Annotated in this window: 15 protein-coding genes and 1 tRNA gene; 10 read left to right on the plus strand and 6 right to left on the minus strand. The window is 54.5% G+C overall.

Going from position 1 to position 20,829, the window contains the following annotated elements; all coding sequences use genetic code 11:
- Positions 1-67: 67 nt before the first annotated feature.
- Positions 68-2,686 (plus strand): penicillin-binding protein 1A, encoded by a 2,619-nt coding sequence (locus tag DYU11_RS00580; RefSeq protein WP_119665709.1) that lies wholly within the window; start codon positions 68-70, stop codon positions 2,684-2,686.
- A 57-nt stretch (positions 2,687-2,743) separates the two neighbouring features.
- Here DYU11_RS00580 and DYU11_RS00585 read toward each other — a convergent pair whose 3' ends face one another.
- The 4 genes from DYU11_RS00585 to DYU11_RS00600 form a co-directional block, all read right to left on the minus strand.
- A complete protein-coding gene (locus DYU11_RS00585) occupies positions 2,744-3,919 on the minus strand; it encodes a cellulase family glycosylhydrolase (RefSeq protein ID WP_119665710.1) in 1,176 nt (391 codons plus the stop codon).
- Between the two features lie 82 nt (positions 3,920-4,001).
- Complete coding sequence (locus tag DYU11_RS00590; protein WP_119665711.1) at positions 4,002-5,195, minus strand: aldose epimerase family protein; 1,194 nt, start codon at positions 5,193-5,195, stop codon at positions 4,002-4,004.
- A gap of 28 nt (positions 5,196-5,223) precedes the next feature.
- Positions 5,224-6,270: a glycoside hydrolase family 43 protein gene (locus tag DYU11_RS00595; protein ID WP_119665712.1), complete on the minus strand. Its 1,047-nt coding sequence runs from the start codon at positions 6,268-6,270 to the stop codon at positions 5,224-5,226.
- Between the two features lie 128 nt (positions 6,271-6,398).
- A complete protein-coding gene (locus DYU11_RS00600; protein ID WP_119665713.1) occupies positions 6,399-11,144 on the minus strand; it encodes a translocation/assembly module TamB domain-containing protein in 4,746 nt (1,581 codons plus the stop codon).
- A 159-nt stretch (positions 11,145-11,303) separates the two neighbouring features.
- On the opposite strand from DYU11_RS00600, the gene tsaD reads away from it, so the two are divergent.
- The 4 genes from tsaD (at position 11,304) to DYU11_RS00620 (ending at position 14,598) form a co-directional block, all read left to right on the plus strand.
- Positions 11,304-12,302, plus strand: coding sequence for a tRNA (adenosine(37)-N6)-threonylcarbamoyltransferase complex transferase subunit TsaD (gene tsaD, locus DYU11_RS00605; protein ID WP_119665714.1), 999 nt, complete (start codon positions 11,304-11,306; stop codon positions 12,300-12,302).
- Positions 12,303-12,331: 29 nt separating this feature from the next.
- Complete coding sequence (locus DYU11_RS00610; protein ID WP_119665715.1) at positions 12,332-13,192, plus strand: MOSC domain-containing protein; 861 nt, start codon at positions 12,332-12,334, stop codon at positions 13,190-13,192.
- A 71-nt stretch (positions 13,193-13,263) separates the two neighbouring features.
- Positions 13,264-14,127 (plus strand): hypothetical protein, encoded by an 864-nt coding sequence (locus DYU11_RS00615; RefSeq protein WP_199736644.1) that lies wholly within the window; start codon positions 13,264-13,266, stop codon positions 14,125-14,127.
- A gap of 81 nt (positions 14,128-14,208) precedes the next feature.
- Positions 14,209-14,598: a VOC family protein gene (locus DYU11_RS00620; protein WP_119665716.1), complete on the plus strand. Its 390-nt coding sequence runs from the start codon at positions 14,209-14,211 to the stop codon at positions 14,596-14,598.
- 189 nt (positions 14,599-14,787) lie between these two features.
- Here the strand turns inward: DYU11_RS00620 and DYU11_RS00625 are convergent, their stop codons facing one another.
- The gene (locus DYU11_RS00625) at positions 14,788-15,732 is read right to left on the minus strand and encodes an alpha/beta fold hydrolase (protein ID WP_119665717.1); all 945 of its coding nucleotides are present in this window, start codon (positions 15,730-15,732) and stop codon (positions 14,788-14,790) included.
- A 127-nt stretch (positions 15,733-15,859) separates the two neighbouring features.
- Here DYU11_RS00625 and DYU11_RS00630 point away from each other — a divergent pair, with 127 nt between their 5' ends.
- Positions 15,860-16,057 carry a hypothetical protein gene (locus tag DYU11_RS00630; RefSeq protein WP_119665718.1) on the plus strand — a complete coding sequence of 66 codons (198 nt, stop codon included), beginning with the start codon at positions 15,860-15,862 and terminating at the stop codon, positions 16,055-16,057.
- 54 nt (positions 16,058-16,111) lie between these two features.
- Here the strand turns inward: DYU11_RS00630 and DYU11_RS00635 are convergent, their stop codons facing one another.
- Entirely contained in the window at positions 16,112-16,657 is a 546-nt protein-coding gene (locus tag DYU11_RS00635) for a PAS domain-containing protein (protein ID WP_119665719.1), read from the minus strand.
- A gap of 255 nt (positions 16,658-16,912) precedes the next feature.
- Between DYU11_RS00635 and DYU11_RS00640 the strand changes: the two genes are divergently transcribed.
- From DYU11_RS00640 to DYU11_RS00655, 4 genes are all read left to right on the plus strand, one after another.
- A tRNA-Asp gene (locus DYU11_RS00640) sits at positions 16,913-16,986 on the plus strand.
- A gap of 80 nt (positions 16,987-17,066) precedes the next feature.
- Entirely contained in the window at positions 17,067-17,816 is a 750-nt protein-coding gene (locus DYU11_RS00645; protein WP_119665720.1) for an SDR family oxidoreductase, read from the plus strand.
- Positions 17,817-18,136: 320 nt separating this feature from the next.
- Entirely contained in the window at positions 18,137-19,276 is a 1,140-nt protein-coding gene (locus tag DYU11_RS00650; RefSeq protein WP_119665721.1) for an FIST signal transduction protein, read from the plus strand.
- 9 nt (positions 19,277-19,285) lie between these two features.
- Complete coding sequence (locus DYU11_RS00655) at positions 19,286-20,815, plus strand: response regulator (protein WP_119665722.1); 1,530 nt, start codon at positions 19,286-19,288, stop codon at positions 20,813-20,815.
- Positions 20,816-20,829 lie beyond the last annotated feature (14 nt).

Below are 20,829 nucleotides of genomic sequence, written 5' to 3' on the forward strand. Positions count from 1 at the left end.
TAAGCAGGCCGCGATATACAGCGCAACTTTTTGCGTAACCTCGTCCAGTTTTATCGAATAGAAACGCATGAGTGAGTTTAGGGAACGATTCCGCGCCGTCCGACATGCCTATGGGGCGTTTCGGCAGCGAATCAGGCAACGCCAGGCTCATCTTGGCCACGTCAGGCGCGGAGTTGGTCGTCGATTATACAAACAAACCGTCCGGATTGCCGGCGAAGAGCGCACAAATGCCGTGGCCCGGTCCTACCGCCAGGCCCGCGAACAACTGCGTTCGTTTATCCACCGCTTTATCGACCCCGACGCCTGGTATTATCCATACGTCAAGAACACGACCAAAGTCATTTTATGGCTGGCGCTGTTAACGGGTCTTTACGTCTTTACGCTGAACTACAATTTCCTGTACCTGACCGGCGAGATGCCGAGTGTAGAAGAGTTAAGTAATCCCAAACTGAATCAGTCTTCCGAGATTTATTCGCTCGACGGCGTACCCATCGGGAAGTTTTACGCCGAAAACCGAACCCCGATCAAGTACGAGGACATTCCCAAACAGCTTATCAACGCCCTGATCGCTACTGAAGACGTTCGTTTTTATGATCATGGCGGGGTTGACATGCGTTCGGTGGGCCGGGCCGTGGTGGGTGTGTTGACGGGGCGGAGTAATACCGGTGGTGGTAGTACCATTACGCAACAACTTGCCAAAAATCTGTTTAAAACCCGGCGCAAAGCCCAGTCTGGTTTTTTAACGCGTATTCCTGTAGTCCGAACGATTATTTATAAATCGAAGGAGTGGCTGATGGCGCTGAAGCTGGAGCGCAACTTTTCGAAGGAAGAAATCATTACGTATTACTTCAATACGGTCGATTTTGGGAAGAACGCCTTTGGCCTGAAAACAGCGGCACGGACGTATTTTCGCAAGCAGCCCGATAGTCTGAGCATTCAGGAAGGAGCCGTACTGGTTGGCCTGCAAAAGGCGACAACCGCGTATAATCCCGTTAAAAATCCAAAACGCTCGAAGGAACGTCGGAATGTGGTACTGGCGCAGATGGCCAAATACGGGTATCTGACCCGCCAGCAGGCCGACTCGATCAGTAACCTGCCGCTGGTGGTTCGGTATACTCCCGAGAATCCGGCGTCGGGTCCGGCCAGTTACCTTAAGAATGCGGTTGAGGATTTTGTCCAGAAATGGGCGGAACAATACAACGAGGAAAACCCTGGTTCGGAAATCAATCTGTATACGGGTGGCCTCAAAATCTATACGACCATCGACTCCCGTATGCAGGAATACGCCGAAGAAGCCACGCAGGAGAAGATGAAGCAACTCCAGCGCACCTTCGATAATCACTGGGGCAACCGCCCACCGTGGACGGACGAAGACGGGCGCGAAATCCCCGGCTTTATCGACTCCGTGGCCAAGCGTACGGAGCGGTACAAATCGCTGGTTCGCCGGTTTCCCACTCAGCCCGACTCCATCAACTACTACATGAAAGTTAAGAAGTACAAGATGCGGGTCTTCAGCTGGAAAAGCAAAACTGGCTACGATTCCACCCAGATGACGCCTTTCGACTCCATCGAATACTACAAGCATTTTCTGCAGGCCGGTATGGTAGCGATGGACCCGCATACGGGCTACATCCGGGCGTGGGTAGGCGGACTGGACTACGATTTCTTCAAGTACGATCACGTTAAGCAGGGTAAACGCCAGCCTGGATCCACCTTCAAACCGTTTGTATACACGGCCGCTATCGACGACACGCTGATTAATCTCAGCCCCTGCGACCGGATTCAGGACCGGCCGTTCCGCAAGGAATTTATCAACAGTGAAGGCGAAAAGGACGTTTGGGAACCGCGCAATTCGGTCGGCTACTATACCTATTCGAACATGACCCTTCGCCGGGCGCTAGCCCGTTCGGTCAATTCCATTACGGCCCAGTTAACCGACCGTGTAACGCCGGAGCGGGTCGCGCAATACGCCCACCGGATGGGGATTAACAGTCGCCTAGACCCTGTGCCGTCCATCGGTCTGGGCTCATCGGATGTGTCGTTGTATGAGCTGGTGGCTTCGTACTGTACGTTTGTCAACAACGGCCAGTACACCGAACCGCTGATTGTCCAGCGCATTGAAGACAGTGACGGCAAAGAAATTGAAACGTTCACCCCGAAGCGCCGGCAGGCGATCAGCCCGGAAACGGCTTTCCTGATGATTCACATGCTGAAGGGAGGCTTACAGGAATCCGGTGGTACATCGCAGAACCTGTGGTCGTTTAACCTGTTTAAAAACCGCCACGAAATGGGCGGGAAAACTGGTACGACCTCCAACAACTCAGACGGCTGGTTCGTCGGGGTATCGGATAAGCTGGTGGTGGGTGCCTGGGTTGGGGGCGACGATCGAAGTATTCACTTCCGATCCACGGATTTAGGCGAAGGAGCCAAAACGGCTCTGCCTCTGGTTGGGGGCTTTCTTGAAAAAGTGTACGCTGACAATAAGTTCAAGAACTTACAGGGACCTTTCCCCAAGCCAACGGTGCCCATTACCAAAGAATACCTGAACTGCGGGTATGATGCATCGGAGGAAGAGGAAGAATCAGACTCAACCGATACGTCATTGGAAGGCACCGGCGATTCACTCTTTATACCTGCTCCGCCCTCACCCGACCCCAGTGCTTCACCGGATTCGACAAATACATAACGAAGAAAGCGGCCGACTGGCCGCTTTCTTCGTTATGTTGCGCTTACGTTCTGACAATTAATTAGTCGTTGTTACGCCCGTAGCCGCTTTGATGGCCGCAACTTCCTGCGGATCGATGGGCGTACCATCCGTTCGGTATACTTCGTGGAACCAGACAGCCGGCTCCCGACCATTCACATACGGCTTCTGCCAGCTATCCCACGGCAGGTAGGTCTGCGTTTTACCTGCTACAAAGCCCCAGTTGATCATCCCCACTTTGCTGTTTTTGGCAATGGGCAGGTGTGTCTGGAATTTACTGTTGACGCCCCGCGCCATGTACTCCGTGCAGATAACGGGTCGACCGTATTTCTGGAGTACCGGGATGATCTTTTCGAGTTCGGCGGGCGAAGCATACTGGTGAAACGTAATGACATCGGAGTTGTTGAACTGTACGCGCTCCATGGGCGTCCATTTTTGCGGATTACCCCAATCATGGTCACCCGCAAAGATCCAGACGCCCGACGTCAGCGGCTGGCTCGGATTTACCGAACGTACCCACTGAAACACCTGAGGCAGCAGGTTGGTCACGATCTCGATTTTGCGCTGCTTGGGCAACTCCGTTTTAATCGTGTGGTTCTGACCGTAGCTGTTATCGTTGGCATTGTCCGGCTCGTTCCACATATCCCACATCAAAATGCGATCATCGTTCCTGAACGCGCTCACAACTCCCTTTACGTACGCTTCCAGACGCGGGTATTGCGAGACATCCGACAGGGCATCGGCACCGGGGCTTTGCACCCAGCCTGAATTATGAATGCCCGGCATTGGCTCGCGTTGCTTCCCCAACTTAGGCAGCGGGTCCCAGCAGGAATCGAACAACACCAGCATCGGCCGGATTTTATGTTTCTTACAGATGTCCAGAAACTGGTTCAGCCGTTTTTTAAAGCCTTCTGCGTCCTGTTGCCAAAGCAAATCATGCAGAAATACGCGCATGGTATTCATACCGATACGCTCGGCCATGGCCAGTTCATTGTCAATCGTTTTTGGATCAAACGTGTCGGCCTGGAACATTTCCAGCTGATTGATGGCGTTGGCAGGGGCGTAATTGGCGCCGACCAGAAACGGTTGCTTTTTATACCAGTTGCTGGCTTTATCGGCCGACCAGCGGCCGGGCGCATCGGCCGTTCCGGCACTCGGCTGGGCAATGGCTACTGTTGAACACAACAGCAGTATCAAGAACGAAATACGTCTCATAACTTTATGGGTTGGGCTATTTATCAACTATGATAAAAGCAGGGGACGTTGGCTTTTATCCCTACGCAAGCCACTGCTGGCTTTATTTTACCGTCGAGAATCGATAGGTTGTTGTTTGTTTATAGGTCTGTCCTGGCTTTAGAATAGTAGTTGGGTAAGTCGGATGGTTAGGCGAATCGGGGTAATGCTGGGCCTCCAGTGCAAAAGCCTCGCGGTACTTAGTGGCTTTGCCGTACTTACCCGTATCGTTACCCGTGAAGAAATTGCCGCCGTAAAACTGCATGGCGGGCTCGGTGGTCAGCACTTCCATTTTGATACCCGACTTATCACCAATTATTTCAACCGCCTTTTCAACGCCGGCCCCTTTCCGGTTGAGGACGAAGTTATGATCATAGCCACCGCCGAATGTTAACTGCTCGTTTTTCTCGTTTACCCGGGCACCGATGGCGGTTGGCTTGCGGAAGTCAAACGGTGTACCTTCCACCGAAACCGGTTCTCCCTGCGGAATAAGCCCCTTATCCACCACCGAGTAGCGGTCGGCATCGATCATCAGGACGTGGTTATTGATGGTTCCGCTCGCTTCGCCATTCAGGTTAAAAAAGCCGTGACTGGTCGGGTTGTAGGGCGTCGGCTTGTCGGTTGTGGCCGTGTAGTCAATTTGCAGCCCGTTGTTGTCGGTCAGCGTATACGTTACGTTCGTCGTGACGGTACCGGGAAAGCCGCCTTCACCATCCTTTGATACGTAGCTCAGCTGAATCGATTTGTCGTCGGCCTGCTTTACGTCCCAGACCTGGTTGTGGAAGCCCGACGGGCCGCTGTGCAGCGTATTGCCGTTGTTGTTGATTTCGGTGGAGTACGTCTGGCCGTTGAGCGTGAATTTCCCGTTCGCGATTCGGTTGCCGAAACGCCCCACAATCGGTCCGTAGAACGGCTCGTTAGCTTTCTGATACGCCTGGGCCGTCGCAAAACCGGGTACTACGTCGGTGGGTACGCCATTTTTATCCGGCAGGATCAACCCGACGATCCGGGCGCCGTAGTTGGTGATCGCCACCTGCATGTCTTTGTTTCTCAGAATGTGCAGGCTGGCGGCTTTTCCGTTGATCGTATCAGCAAATGCCGACGGATCGGGTAGTTTAGCCGTGGCCATCGCCGTTGTATCGGACGTTGCGGCTGCTTCGGTTGAATCCAGCGCGGCTGATTCGGTTTTGTTGGCTTTCTGGCAACTGTTCAGAGATAGTACGGCCGCTACGGCCATTGAAACGAGGGTTTTGTACATAGGTATAAGCTTACTAATCAGAAATGACTCAATTATCGCCTGCCTGCAAAGCCGGTACGGTAACGGTCCGGACCGGCCGACCGAAGTTGGGGGTTCCGTCGGGGTTCCAGGTGAAGGGTTGTACGTGCGGAGCCCGTTTGTTGCCGCAGCCATCCGTAGCGCTGGGGTTGGCGTGGTAAATCATCCAGTTCTGCCGGCCGTCGGGCGACCGGAAAAAACCGCCGTGACCGGGCGCGTAGATCCCTTCTTCGGGCGATTGGGTAAAGACCGGCTGCGGGTGTTTGCGCCAGTTTCCGGCCTTCAGCAGGCTGCCACCCGTATGCGTCAGCAGCCCGTAGCAGTAGTCGAGCCAGCAGGCATTGGCTGAGTAGACAATGAATCGATGGTTGCCGTTCTGCAAAAATTCCGGCCCTTCGTTGACGTAAATCTTCGGCACCTCACCGTTTTTCTGCCACGCCTGCGGTACGTCGCCGTGTCGTTCCCAGGCCAGTTCAGGCTGCGAAATCAGGACCCGTTTGCCTTTCATGGTCCAGGGGTTTTTAAGCCGGGCAATGTAAATATTCTGCTGGCCGTTGGTAGCTCCCTCCCAGCCCGACCAGATGGCGTACAGCTTCCCCTTGTGCTCAAACGTCGAGAGGTCGATAGCCCAGTGGTCGCCGGGGTCCGCCAGTTTACCTTTCAGCGTCCATTCGCCGTCCATAGGGTCGGCCGACGCGTTTTCCAGCACCCAGATCCGGTGGCCGATGTTGTTGAGGCTGTCGGCCGCGAAGTATACGTACCATTTCCCGCGCAGGTGATGAATTTCAGGTGCCCACAGCTCCCGGGAATAAGCCTTTCCCTTCGGTGGGGTATAAATCACTTTTTGCTGAGCCGTTGCCAGATCAGCCATGTTTCGCGTTTTCCAGAGCCTGAGATGAGTGCCGGTCGTGTTCATGTAATAATACCAGCCATCTTTCTGAAACACCCACGGATCAGGTCCCGACGACTTCACGGGGTTGGTAATGGTTCGTTGTGCCAACACCAGTTGACTAACGCAGATCAGCACAAACAGCGTGAGCAGGCAGGTTCTTTTCATGAGCAAACGGACATTCGGTATGAGACAAAGCGAGTTCAGTACATACCGGGAAACAGTCCCGGCTTATAACGCAATTTGTCTATTAGGGAGAAAAGAACAATCCGGTTGATTTTACCCGTTCGAGGTTGTCAGAAACTGCTGCGGCCACTTCCGCTCAGCACCGGTACGGCTGGTACGGCTGCTCCCGACGATGTGGCTGGCTCGGTGGCGGCATTGTTGGGAACCAGACCGGGAGTCGTGCGGTTGCTGCCGCCGAACAACCGATTGAACGATCGGGTGTACAGAAAGCTCAGCCCGCCACCCGTCGTGATCGAGTTGGAGAGGTTGTACTGATTCAGAATGTTCTGCTGGTTCCGGTTGTATACCTTGGCCCGGAACCGCCCATCGGGGGTGATCCAGTATTCCAGCGTCCACTCACCCAGCAGACTGGCTGCGTTGTATTGACTCTGGCCGTACGTGAACCCACCGTCGCGGCTGATGCGCAGGCGGTCGTTCAGCAACCGGTACGAGAACCGTAGTTGCAGGTTGTTGAGCAGGTTTTCGTTCTGCGTACCACTTGTAAAGCCGCCAAATGACACCCCAACATCCAGGTTTTCATCCAGCGTAGACGCCAGCCGGCTGATCTGATTGGAAAGTAGTTCGCTTACGCTGTTGGCAACGCCGGTGTTTACCTGGTTCTGCTCAAACAGGCTGGCGCCCTCCGGCAACAACTGATTGAACAGCAGGATGCTGCTCACCTGCCGCGTCATTTCCTGCTCGTTGCTTTGTATTCGCGACTCAAACGCCGTTACGGCCTGCCGGAAATCCGACGATGCCGGGTATTCTTTTACGTCCAGATCGTAGCTGATAGCAGGCGACCCCAGCTCACCGTTGAGCTTAATCAGTAAATCTACCGGATACCGGCGGCTCTGATCGGCACTGGCACTTTGTACCGGCAACAACGGTTTCAGGGACGTGTATTGCGTGTAGGCCGCCGTTACGTCCAGCAACGCACCGTAGGGGTCCCCCGTCCACGTAATGCGGCTGTTGGGCTGAATCTGAAACCGCTTGTTGATGATATTCTGGAACGTAAAGGTGTAATCGCCCTCGGTGATCTCGTAATTACCGGTCATCGTGAAATCGCCCTTCGTATCGATCCGCATACCGATCCGGCCACGGCCATACGCCTTGATGATGTCGCCGGTCTGACGATCCAGCTGAATTTCGCAGTACGCGTCGGGCGTGATGTCAAAATTAAAGTCCATCTGAATCCGCGACAGGTCGACGGGCGGCTGATTGGCAGCAACACCCGTACCGGCCGTGTTGGTGACGGATGACGGCCGCGATCCACCCTGGCTCCGATTCACGAACCGGATGGCATTCTCATCGGCCACCGACGTAGCACCATCCAGCGGAATGTAGATGCGGGTTCCTTTGTTACCGGCCAGGTCGGCCTTGATCGTCAGGTTGTCCAGCGGGCCGTACAGCTCCGCCCTACCGGTCACCACCGCCTGACCGTAGAACAGCTCGTTATCCTTTACGCCCGTGTTGAGAATCTTGAAATTCCTGAAATCGGCATCGAAGCCGAGCGTGAAATACCGGAATCCATCGTGATACACACCACCCCGGACCTGGGCCGTATTCCCTTCCGGATCGCGGAGAACCAGGCGACGGGCAATGATTTCATTTTCGCCGAAATACACCTTATCCTCAAACGACAGGTCCGCCTTCAGGTAATCAAACCGGGCGCGGCCCCGCCGTACGTCCACCTCTCCGCTCAAAACAGGGTAGCTGGGCGTACCCGTTATCGCAATTGTTCCTTTGGCCGTTCCGCCGATGTTCGAGAACAGGTCCTGGGTAAAGGGCTCCAGGAGGTTCAGTTCAACATCGTTCATCGCAGCTTTGAGGTCGAATGAATTTTCTTTTTTCTGGGGCGTATAGGTTCCCCGCAGCGTCATCACATCCGCGCCACTCCGGTTGATACCGGCGTCTACGTTCAGCCGCTGCCGGGCCTGGTCCCATTCGCCTTTACCCTGTACATCGCCGATCAGTACGTTGTTGTAGGCCAGGTCCCGCACCGACAGTTCGCTTTCCAGAATGGGCGTCTGGTACACATCACGTACCGACAGGACCCCATTCAGGACCCCGGACATCGACGTATTGAGCAGCGGGTTGAGGGATTCCAGCAGGAAATTACGGGTTTCCAGTTCGAGCCGCTCCACCGAATCGGGGGCTAGCCGCCCCGACGCCAGAATGTACTGGTTCTGGTTCGAGACCATTACGTTCCGGATTGTGTACGTATCGCCAACCTTGCGAATCAGACTTTGCGGGTTAAGCGTCCAGTCAGCATCCAGCACACGCACCTTCGATTGGCGGAACGTCAGGTCAATGGCATCGCCCTTGAACCGCAGTTCGCCGTTCAGATCGGCCCGGTTGGGCAGGCGCTGCCCTTCCGTGTTGATCCCAACCTGTTCCAGACTACTCGTAAAATCAATGTGATCAACATCCCATGATGCCTCAACCTGCAGGTTTTTAGTTGGGGTTTGTCGGGTAAATTCCTGCCGCTGCGACGACAGCACCGCCGACGCCAGTACGTCCTTACCGAACGTAAACTTCGACGTAGTGAGGTCCAGTTCGCTCGGGCCAAACCTGACCGATCCAAATTCGAGCGAATCCGTTTTTACGTTTGCCGTAAAGAACGAGGTATTGTCGACGGTAAATTGTCCTTCGAGCCGCGTATTGGGGGCCACAAATACCGTGGGGCTCAGAAACGCCACCAGCGGAGCTATGTTTCGCGCTACCAGCACATAATCAATGCCGTAGCGGGGTAATGGACGTGCGATTACCGGACGATCCGGGGCTTGGGTAAAGATACTGGTAGCCGGGCTGTTTACCGGCGGAACGTACCCGAACTCGCGCTGTTTACGGTCATAATACGAGGCCAGTCCGGCGGCATCGCCCGCGAAATACAACTGATATTCCTTAGCCAGCCGGGTCAGATCATCCACCACCTGCTGCGGCTGGAAATTACCCTGGAACCGCGCGGTCAGAAAATCGGAAATCAGGTCGTAATACCGGACCGACTGCTGCGACTGGGTCTGACTCACCGACGATACCACCGAAACTGTATCGACGCTCAGACTGCGGCCGTTGAGGCTGAGGGTTGCATTCCGGAAGTTGGCCGTTCCGACCAGGTTATCCACCGTATTCCCTTCCAGTTCAACATCGAGCGCCGTCTGAACCGCCAGCGAATCGCTCAGGTAACCAAGCGCCCGGAAATCCGCTTTTCTGATGTGTCCACGAACGTCGAAGCGGTTCTGAGGGCCACGCAGGTCAAACTCCCCGTCGAGCATAAAAGCCAGATTTGGGTCGTTCAGGCTGAGCTGTCCGTGAAAAAAGGCCTTCTGTAAATTGCCGCGCACGTTTACCTGGCGATAATCGTAGCCCTGCAAACCAATGCGGGACAGGCGGCTATCTACATCTACACTGGCCCGGTCGAGCGACAGCCCCTTCCCGACGATACGTCCCTGTCCATCAACGAGCTGAATCAGTTCGGGCCGGCCGATCAGTTGGCCCACGGCCAGCCGGGTAGCCGTCAGGTTGGCCGTGTAGGCCGTCAGCGCGGGGTTGTCGGCCAGTTTCAATGTCAGATCGCCCGCTACGCTACCGATAGCCGTGCGAAAAACACCTTTTGTGACAAAATCATCGAAAGCACCGGCAAAGGTGGCGTTGAACGCGACTGTCCCCAGTTGCCCGATCGTTTTGTTGAAGCTGGAATCCGGGTAGTACTGCCGGATGTCGGCCATGTTCACCAGCGACGGCGTGAAGTTAAAATCGACCGTAATGTGGTCTACGTCGGGCAAGCCTTTGAAGGCAATATCGCCGGCCAGCTTGCTGCGCCCTCCCTGACCAAAGCGCAGATCAGTACGGCTAAGCCGAAAATCCCTGACCGTACCGAGAAAATTGCCCGACAGCTGCCAGGTTTCTTTCAATCCGCGCAGGTAGCTCGAAAAATACCCGAGGTCTTTCGACTGTACGCGGCTGTTGCGCAAATGCCCCTGCATGACCACCCGGCTGTTAAAATCGCCGAAAGCCGATGGGCCGTCGTACAGAAACGTAACGCCGTCGCGAACGATGGAATTGTTGATGTGCGCGTGCAGATCAGCCATCTCCATCTTGGTAGCGCAGTACAGGAAACGTGTATCTAGCCGACGGATTTTAATGTCCGTATCGCGGTCATAACCGCGCAGCCGCTTCATATTCAGCGCGATGGTATCGCCGAGAATCAACAGATCACGCACGTCGGCGTGGAGATTCAGCAACCGGAAGTGGTTGTAATCGAAGCTTTTGCGGTCGCGCATGTACGGCTCCCGCGGATCATCAAGCGAGAATGCGCCCTCGGCCAGCGTCACGTGACCGACCGTAAAAGGAACGTTCTGGTTAGGAATGCTCGGTTTGGTCGAATCGGCCAGCAGTTCGTTGATGCGGGCAATAAACTCGTCGATATTCAGATCACCCGTCTTCGGATTTTTTATCAGCCGGACGTCGGGTCGGTACAGTACGACTTCGTCCAGGTGGATGTTATGCGCCGACGAATCGATCAGGTTACGCAGGTTATAATCTACCTCAAGTCGCCCAACCTGAATCATGTCCCGTCGCTGCCGATCCTGAATGCGCACCCCTTCGAGCGTCAGCGAATCAAACCATTTGATGGAAACGCCCTTGATGTCGACCGGAAACTGCAGCGTTTTCGACACCCGTATGGCCACTTCCTGCACCAGCCGCGTCTGAACGGCCGGTACCTGCAGCAGCAACATAACCCCCACCAACAACCCTACTACCACGATGGTCAGGTAGAGTAGTGTTTTCAGGAATATGTTGACCAATGAGCGCATTAATTACTGGCTAACAGATGGGTAGAATGGGGTTTGTAAGGGTTAGACAACAGAGCCGGCACTTGGTTTACTCAGGTGGGAACCAATGTCGGCTTTACGCCATTTTGTAAGCATTCCCCACCTGTAACGTAATTTTACCAAATTAATGCCTATTTGCGCATGAACATTTTAGCGATTGAATCATCCTGCGACGAAACATCGGCCGCTGTTTTATCAAACGGCCAATTGCTTTCGAATGTTATTGCCGCGCAGTTGATTCACGAGCAATATGGGGGCGTTGTTCCGGAACTGGCCTCCCGTGCTCACCAACAGCACATTCTGCCGGTTGTAGAACGCGCATTAACTGAGGCAAATATACCGAAAAACGCGTTATCGGCGGTTGCTTTTACCCGGGGCCCCGGCCTGTTGGGTTCGTTGCTTGTAGGCGCTTCGTTTGCCAAAGCACTGGCCCTGGGGCTAAACATCCCGCTGATTGAAGTCAATCACATGCAGGCTCACGTACTGGCCCATTTTATTGAAGACCCCGCTCCGGCATTTCCGTTTTTGTGCCTGACCGTCAGCGGAGGCCACACGCAGATTGTGCTGGTTCGTAATCCGCTCGATATGGAGGTTATTGGCCAGACGCAGGACGACGCCGTTGGGGAAGCCTTCGACAAGTCGGCCAAGCTGCTGAACCTGCCTTATCCCGGTGGGCCCCTAATCGATCGTTATGCGAAAGCCGGTAATCCGCTGGCGTATCGGTTTCCGCTGGGCGAAATGCCCGGCCTCGACTATTCGTTCAGTGGCATTAAAACGGCCATTCTGTATTTCCTGCGCGATCGAACGTCGGATAATCCAGCCTTCATCTCAGAAAATATAGCTGATATTTGCGCCAGCATTCAGTACACGCTGGTTCAGATGCTGCTCATTAAACTAAAGCGGGCGAGCCGCGAAACGGGCATTAAGGAAATTGCCATTGCCGGGGGCGTATCGGCCAACAGCGGTCTGCGGACGGCCCTGACCCAACTCGGCACGGAACTGGGCTGGAACGTGTACATCCCGCGTTTCGAATACTGTACCGACAATGCAGCCATGATTGCCAAAGCGGCTCAGTTCAAGTTTGAGCAGGGCGATTTCACCTCGCAGGCGGTAAGCCCGTTGCCCCGAATGGCCCTGTAAGCAAGTCCGAACCAGCCCCGACAGAACTTATGCTGACTATTCAGAACCTATACCTCTACCCCATCAAATCGCTCGGCGCGGTTTCGGTCACCGAAGCCATTGTCGAAGAAAAAGGCTTCCGGTACGACCGGCGCTATATGCTCGTCGATCCTACGGGCCAGTTTATCACCCAGCGGAGCAACCACCACATGGCGCTGATCGACGTAGCGATAGCTGACACCACCCTACGTGTGTGGCACCGGGCCCGGCCCGAAAACGCACTGGAGCTGCCTGTAACGGCTCCGGAGCCAACCGGCCTGATGCCCGTCAACATCTGGGACAGCCACGGCGTACAGGCCGTTACGGTCAGCGACGCAGCCGACCGCTGGTTTTCCGAAGCGCTCGGTCTGCCCTGCCGGCTGGTGTACATGCCCGAAACCACCCGTCGCCCCATCGACACCGACTACGCCCAAAACGATGAAGCGGTCAGTTTTGCGGACGGCTACCCCTACCTCTTCATAGGCCAGGCCTCCCTCAACCACCTGAATCAGCAACTGGATGAACCTTTGTCAATGGCGCGGTTCAGGCCGAGCATCGTCGTTTCGGGAAGCGGGCCCAATGAGGAAGACACCTGGGCGCACATTCGTATTGGCGACGTGGATTTTTACGGCGTAAAACCCTGCGCCCGCTGCGTGCTCACCACCATCGACCCGGCAACCGGCGAGAAAGGAAAAGAACCCCTGAAAACGCTCGCTACGTACCGGCAGTGGAAACATAAAATCCTGTTTGGGCAGAACGTACTGGTTTCGCCGGGAACCACCGGTACAGTCCGGGTTGGGCAATCGATCAACGTTGTCAGCCGTCAGGAGCCGTGGTTATCTCCGCCCGTACCCGTCCCACCTGTTTTGTAGATCTTTGAACATTTCGCACTTTACCCTTGTCCTGCTCAAAGGGGCCCGGCTATCCGCGGCTATCCATTGGTATGGTGCCAACTTTTGCTGCTTTGCTTACTCCGCTACGTAACGCCTATTACCTGAGCTTCCCGGTTGTGCTGGGGGCCGTCTTATCGAACCGAATGGCCGTCCGGTTGTCCGACGTAGTGCCGGTTCACTGGGCTACGCCCATTGTGCTGGCTTTGGTCGTCTGGATGATTTACACGATTGATCGGCTCCTCGACGTACAGAAAGCAGCACCTGCTTCATCCACCCGCCTGCTGACACCACGCCACGCCTTTCACCGGCAACACGCCACTGACCTATGGCGCGGTATACTGGCGGCTGCATTGCTGGTCTTGGTTCTTTGCTTCTTCCTGCCCGGCTCAGTGATCCGTTTTGGTCTTGTTCTCGGGGCTGTCTGCGTCGGCTACGTCTTCATCGTTTTCCGGCTACCAACCCGGCATTCGGCCCTCCTGCTGAAAGAACCGCTGGTAGCGGTGTTGTTTTCCGCAGGCGTGTGGGGGAGCGTCTGGGTGCAGCGCCCAACCGTAAGCGGTGTGGAACTTACCGAATCCCTTATGTTTATGGCTATTGCTTTCCAGAACCTGGTGCTCTTTTCGGTGATGGAACAGTGGGAGAACCCCGCTCAGCCGCCGTTCTCGCTGGCAACTGCCTGGGGGATTGACCGTTGTATGACCCTGCTTGGCTGGCTGACACTCGGCGTCGTGCTGACCGGTCTGACGCTCTGCTTCATTACCAGCGACCGGTTTGCCCAACGGGCTGCGTTGATGCTGGCTATCATGAGTCTGGTTCTGTACGTTATTCAACGGTTTCCGGCTTACTTTCTGCGCAATGAGCGGTATCGCTGGCTCGGCGATGGCGTATTCTGGCTCCCGGCGCTGGTACTTTGAGTACGGCAATAAGGTAATGGAGTGCGTAACCCGGTTAATCCGGCTTCAGCAACTGTCGGAAACGCCCGTCATCTTTGCGGCATGCGTATTGAACACATAGCCCTGTGGGTCCGCGACCTTGACGCCATGCGGACGTTTTACGAAACGTATTTCGGTGCCCAGTCCGGCGCGCAGTACGTGAACCCCTCCAGGCAGTTTACTTCCTATTTTCTGTCGTTTGCCGATGGGTGTCGGCTGGAGCTGATGGCTATGCCCGGCATTGACGACCGGACTTCCGGCCCGATGACCCAATACCTGGGCCTGACTCACCTGGCGGTATCGGTTGGCAGCCAAAGCGCGGTTGATGAACTGACCGACCAGCTTCGGGCCGATGGGTACGTCGTTGCCGGACAACCCCGCTGGACCGGCGACGGTTACTACGAAAGTGTGGTGCTCGATCCTGAAAACAATCGGATTGAAATTACGATCTGATTCGTTCGGAGACCAGCTTGTGCGTTTCGTCACGTCAAACCAGTCCGGGTAAAAGCTGTACAAAAAGGCAAGGCGTATAAGGCGTTCAGTCGGTATCGAAAAAACGAGGAGACTCCGGTTGGGCGCTCACACGCTGCCCAAAGGAGCCTCCTGCTGCTGTCTGATACGAATAACTTTGCGGTTGACCAATCAGGGCTGTACGGCCAGCGAATTGGTTTTCACCTGTTGTTTTACATCACGCCGGGTTAAAATATCAAGCAAAATCTCGGTCATGTACTCACGTTTATTGAAGACAATATCGTGCCGGTTTTCGGGCAGCAGAAATTGCTTTACCTGGGCATTGATCAGATGCTCCTGGGCGAACGTAACGTTGGTCGGATAGACCAGTTCATCGCGCTGACCGTGCAGCATGGTAATACCGGCTTTGATTTTTGGCCAGTCGGGCAGAATGGCCTCCAGCGCCTTGCGGTGGGATAACTTTTCATCGTTGGCCAACCGCAACAGGGGTGGAATCAGCCAGCGCAGGGGCGGCTTATCGAGGTAATAGCTGATCGGATACGTATACTCAAGCCCCGGCCCCAGCGCCGACGATACGAAGACCACATGGTCGACCAGGTTCGGATTATTCATAGCCAGCCGCGCCGACACCGAGCCGCCGTACGACGAACCCACCAGCATCAGATAAGGCGCGTTCCGGTACCGTTCGATCAGGGGCTGCAAAAACTTGGCCTGCCGAATGATCGAAGTTTCCACCCACCCGAAATCCGAATAGCCGTAGCCCGGCCGATCAACGGCGACCAGCCGCGCCCGATTCAGCAGGGCTGTATCCTTGAAAAATTTATTGAAAAACGACAGGGAGCTGGGTGCACCGTGAATAAAGATAACCACGGGCAGCGAATCGTTGGCCGGCGTTTCGATAAACCGGATGGTGCGCCAGGCCGTTTCTTCGTCATTTGGCCGGGTCGGCACCCGATAGCGGTGAATCGTCGGCTGGATTCGTTGTTTTTCAAACTCCTCCGTCAATTCTTCGTCAGTCTGCCGGAAATTAACCAGCCAGGACGCTCCCACCCCGCCGACCAGCAGTAATACTAAAACCAGTAAAGCCCAGCGAAGGGCACGCTTAAACGCTCTCATAACACAATCGTCTGCTCATATAACCACAAACCATCGGCCAAAGGTTTTCCCGATGGGCTGGAAACGAGCGTAGACCGCAAACATTTTATGGAAGGGGGCGTTTCGAGAGAAACAGATTCAGAACGCTATGAAAGAGAAAGCAGACAGCCCGGCGCAGGTGAGCGAAATTGATGTTGGCCAGCCAAACCGCGAAAATCCGGGCAATACGAGCATTGATTCGTTTGCCACCCGCGACGAAACTAAAGAAGCGCTCCAGGCAAATGATGCCGAGAAAATGACGCCCGACGAAGCGAATGAGCTAAGCTCAAACGAAGAAAACAAGTAAGGAGAAACTGGTTGAGTAGATACGTGCAGTAGTTAACCAACGTACTATACGGGTCTACTCAGCCTTCACTTCACATTCTACCGCCAGGAAATGCGTTAGTTCGCCTTCCCCATTGTAAAGCGGATCAATGGCCACGCGACAGACGTACGCTTCGCCGTCTTTTCGGTAGTTTAGCAGATCGGCCTTAACCGATTCCTCCCGCTTCAACGACTCCCGAACGCGACGTACGGTTCTAAAATCCGTTTCGGGTCCCTGCAACATACGGGGCGTCTGACCCAGCACTTCACCCGGGATATACCCCGTCATACTCAGGAAGTTATTGCTCGTCCAGAGGATGGTCTTGGCCGGATCGGTCAAGACCAGAGTAAACCCAAGCCGCATGCTCTTGAGGTATCCGTTCCGTTGCCGCCGACTCAACTGCCAGTCGAAAATATCACCCAGCTTCCGGAACAGGGCAGCCTCCTTTCGTTTTGCCCGTTCCTGCGCCTGACTCAACAGAAAAACCTCGTATGAAGCCACGGGGTAGGCCCGGCTCCCTTCCTGTCGCGATCGACTGTAAACCCGGTTGATCAGTTCGACATATGATTCTGACGTATTCATACCTGTGCGCCGTTAACGTTGTTATTCTTTTAGAAAGTAAGAACAACTATTGCACAAAAACAAATCCATTTCCCCTGAAATAGGGCGTTTGCTATTATGAAATTATAAATTTTTTAAGATGCATAAGCTCATGACAGTCAGGTAAAAAACGTATAGTGTCGCAAAATCCAGAAAGTTTTTTTCAGAAAAAAGTTGCGCAGAATACCCATTCCGCCTACTTTTGTGCCACGATTTCGGAAACGCAAGTCGCACAGTGGTCCGGTAGTTCAGTTGGTTAGAATACCTGCCTGTCACGCAGGGGGTCGCGGGTTCGAGTCCCGTCCGGACCGCAGTTAAAAGTTCAAAGGGTTACGACATAAAACATCGTGACCCTTTTTTCGTGCCCATCTTCCTACAGATCTGTCGGCTTATGCATAAAACCATCCTTATCACCGGGGGCAGTCGGGGTATTGGCGCTGCTACCGCCCTGTTAGCAGCCGCGAAGGGGTATTCCGTTTGTATAAGCTATCAAACTAATCATAACGCGGCCGCAGAAACAGTTGACCGCATCCGGGCAGACGGAGGTCGGGCCTGGGCTTACCAAGCTGACGTAGCCAGTGAAGCCGACGTAGTGAACCTGTTTCAGGCGGTCGACCGGGAAGTGGGGCCACTGCATGCTTTGGTCAATAACGCCGGTATTCTTGAGCAACAGTGTCGAGTAGAGGACCTGGATACCGCGCGGCTGCATCGCATTCTGCTTACGAACGTAGTCGGCACCATCCTGTGCGCCCGGGAAGCCGTACGGCGCATGTCAACGCAACGTGGAGGAACGGGCGGAGGGATCGTCAACGTATCGTCTATCGCTGCCCGAACCGGATCGCCGGGCGAGTACGTAGATTATGCCGCCAGCAAGGGAGCCATTGATAGCTTCACCCGGGGCTTAGCCCAGGAAGTGGCCGGTGAAGGGATCCGTGTGAATGCCGTTCGCCCTGGGTTTATCTACACTGATATTCATGCCAGCGGAGGAGAGCCCGGTCGGGTTGACCGCATCAAAGCCAACTTACCTCTCCAACGCGGTGGGCAACCCGCCGAAGTGGCTCAGGCCATCCTGTGGCTTTTATCAGAAGAATCATCGTACTCGACCGGTATTTTTATCGACGTAACGGGTGGCCGGTTCTAATGAACGAAGTCGGTTGCGCTGGTACTCCAAACCAAGGCTGAGCCGCCGGATCGTGTCAGCCACAAGGCTCTAAAACCGTTGCTACTCAAGCGGCCCATACGCAAGTCAATTCATTGATAGTCTATATACTAACTCTCATTGCTACTACGATTAACAATTTGCCAAATTAAGAACCGATAATTCTCTCATTATTCGTAAATTATTAAATAACTATTCCTAAAAGTATATATTTTTTTATTATTGTTAATTTAATTATGTTTGTACAACCAGCTTGTACTATTCCACTATTACCAGCCCACGATTAACCTTTACCGTAACTCATGAAGATTGGACAAGTCAGGTTTGCAGATGGCAACTGGGAAGCGGCCTTGCAAGCGGATGAGTTTAACCCGCAAAAAGCACACCTGGTGCTGGCGTTTGGCGGTCGCAACCTCCTGGATTCGCTTAAGCCCTACCCCTACCTTCGCCAATTATACCCCAACGCTCAGATTGTCGTAAATTCAACATCCGGCGAAATCTTTGCCGATCGGGTGTATGATGAAACGGTCGTGGCAACCGCCATTGAGTTCGAGAAAACGACCATCCAGACTAAGCTCGTCGATATTACCACCCATACTGAAAGCTACGAAGCCGGTCAGGCGATCGCCGATGCACTCGACGCTGAAGACCTGGCCGCTATTCTGCTCATCTCCGACGGAGGTATCGTGAACGGCAGTGATCTCACCGAAGCCGTTAATCAGCATTTAAGCCGGCCCGTTCCCGTTACGGGTGGCATGGCAGGCGACGCCGATCGTTTCGAACGTACCCTTGTTGGCCTGAACCAGGACCCGGCACCCGGCCGGATCGTCGGCGTTGGTTTCTACAGCAAGGCTCTGAAAGTGGGGCACGGCTCCAAAGGCGGCTGGGATGTATTCGGGCCGGAACGCGAGGTAACTCAGTCGAATTACAATACACTGTTTCAACTGGACGACCGCCTAGCACTTGACCTGTACAAAGATTACCTGGGCAAATACGCCGATGACCTGCCCGGCTCAGCCCTGCTCTTTCCGCTCTCGATTCGTGCCACGAACGACTCCCCCACGCTGGTACGTACCATCCTGACCATCGACGAAAAACGGAAGAGCATGACCTTTGCGGGCGACATACCACAGGGGGCCTGCGTACGCTTCATGCGGGCCAACCTCGACCGGCTCATCGACGCATCGGCCGTGGCCGCTCAACGAGCCCTGCAGCGTACCGAGTCACCACCGGAACTAGCCCTGCTCATCAGCTGTGTGGGTCGCAAGCTCGTGCTGGGTCAGCGAACCGAAGAAGAAATTGAAGTGGCCCGTGATATCTTCGGAGAGACCCCCGTTATGACCGGCTTTTACTCCTACGGCGAAATTGCTCCGGTCGGGCAGGAACTGCGGGGAGAATTACATAATCAGACCATGACCATCACCACCCTTTCGGAACGCTAAGGCTTCATTATGGATACCCAGCCCCTGCACAAGATCTTAAAGCGGCAGATTAACAAACACCTGACCGAAGACTGTCTTCAGTACGAACGCTTTCAGCAGTTTATCAAGGCTGTTAACGATTCCTACTACAATTTCGACCGCGATAAGGAACTCCTCGAACATTCGGCTACGCTGAACGAGCGGGAATACGCCAAGATTAATCAGCAGCTGAAAGAAGAAATCAAGCAGCGCCGGGAGTCGGTTGAAAAGTTGATGCAGGCCATTCGGGTAATCGAAATCCCGGCGGAAGAAGACATGCCGGAATTTGCTCCCGACAATTCAGTAGCGCTGGTTAGCTTCCTGCAGAAGCAGATCGAATACCGCAAAACGATAGAAACCGAACTGCGCCATGCCAAAGAAGTGGCCGAAAACGCCACCCAGGCCAAATCGGAATTTCTGTCGATGATGAGCCATGAGATCCGGACACCCCTCAACGGCATCGTCGGTATGACGTACCTGATGATGCAGGAAGAGGTACCGGATACGCTGCTCGAAAACCTGAAAACCCTCCAGTTTTCCATCGAACATCTACAGGCCCTGATCAACGACGTACTGGACTTCAGCAAGATTGAAGCCGGTCGGGTAGAACTGGACGAAACACCGTTCAACCTCAAGCACCTCGTTTCGAACATCAAGCGGGCACAGCAGGCTAAAGCTCACGAAAATGGCAACCGGATTCGGGTCATGATCGATGATGACATCCCGGAAGTGCTCATCGGCGACTCCCTCCGCATCGGGCAGGTGCTGACTAACCTGACCTCGAACGCCATCAAGTTTACCCGCGAGGGCACCATCACCATCGAGCTGTCGCTGCAGCACCGAAACGACAAACGAGCTACCATCTACGTATCGGTTCAGGATACGGGCATCGGCATAGCCGCCGACCGCCACGAAGCTATCTTTACCATGTTCACCCAGGCCGACTCGGCCACCACCCGCCAATTTGGGGGAACGGGTCTGGGTCTGGTGATTACCAAAAAACTGCTGCAGCTTCACGGCAGCAAGATTCAGGTCGACAGTGAGCCTGGCAAAGGCGCCCGGTTCTACTTCGAACTTGATCTGGCCATTGGGCACGAGATTACCGAAGCTCCGCTGGCTACCGACACGGTTGACGCTGAAACCCTGAAAGGTGTTCGTATCCTGCTGGTCGAAGATTACCCGGTCAATGTGAAAGTAGCCCTCAAATTTTTGCACAAGTGGGGCATCGAGGTCGATACGGCCGAAAACGGTCAGATCGCGCTGGATAAGTTCGTCGCGGGCCGATACGACATCATTCTGATGGATTTGCAGATGCCGGTCATGGATGGCTACACGGCAACCCAGGAAATCAGGAAAGTCAGCAGCTCGATTCCAATCATTGCCCTGACCGCATCGGCTACGTTCAGCAACAAAGACCGGGCGCTGAGCGTCGGAATGAATGATTATCTCACGAAACCGTTCAATCCTAAGGATCTTTTTAATAAAATTGCCCGCTACAGCCAGCGCCAGTTGCCGGTCTGACACCCCAGCTTTTT

Origin of the sequence: Fibrisoma montanum, assembly GCF_003583365.1 — a bacterium.
Taxonomy (GTDB): domain Bacteria; phylum Bacteroidota; class Bacteroidia; order Cytophagales; family Spirosomataceae; genus Fibrisoma; species Fibrisoma montanum.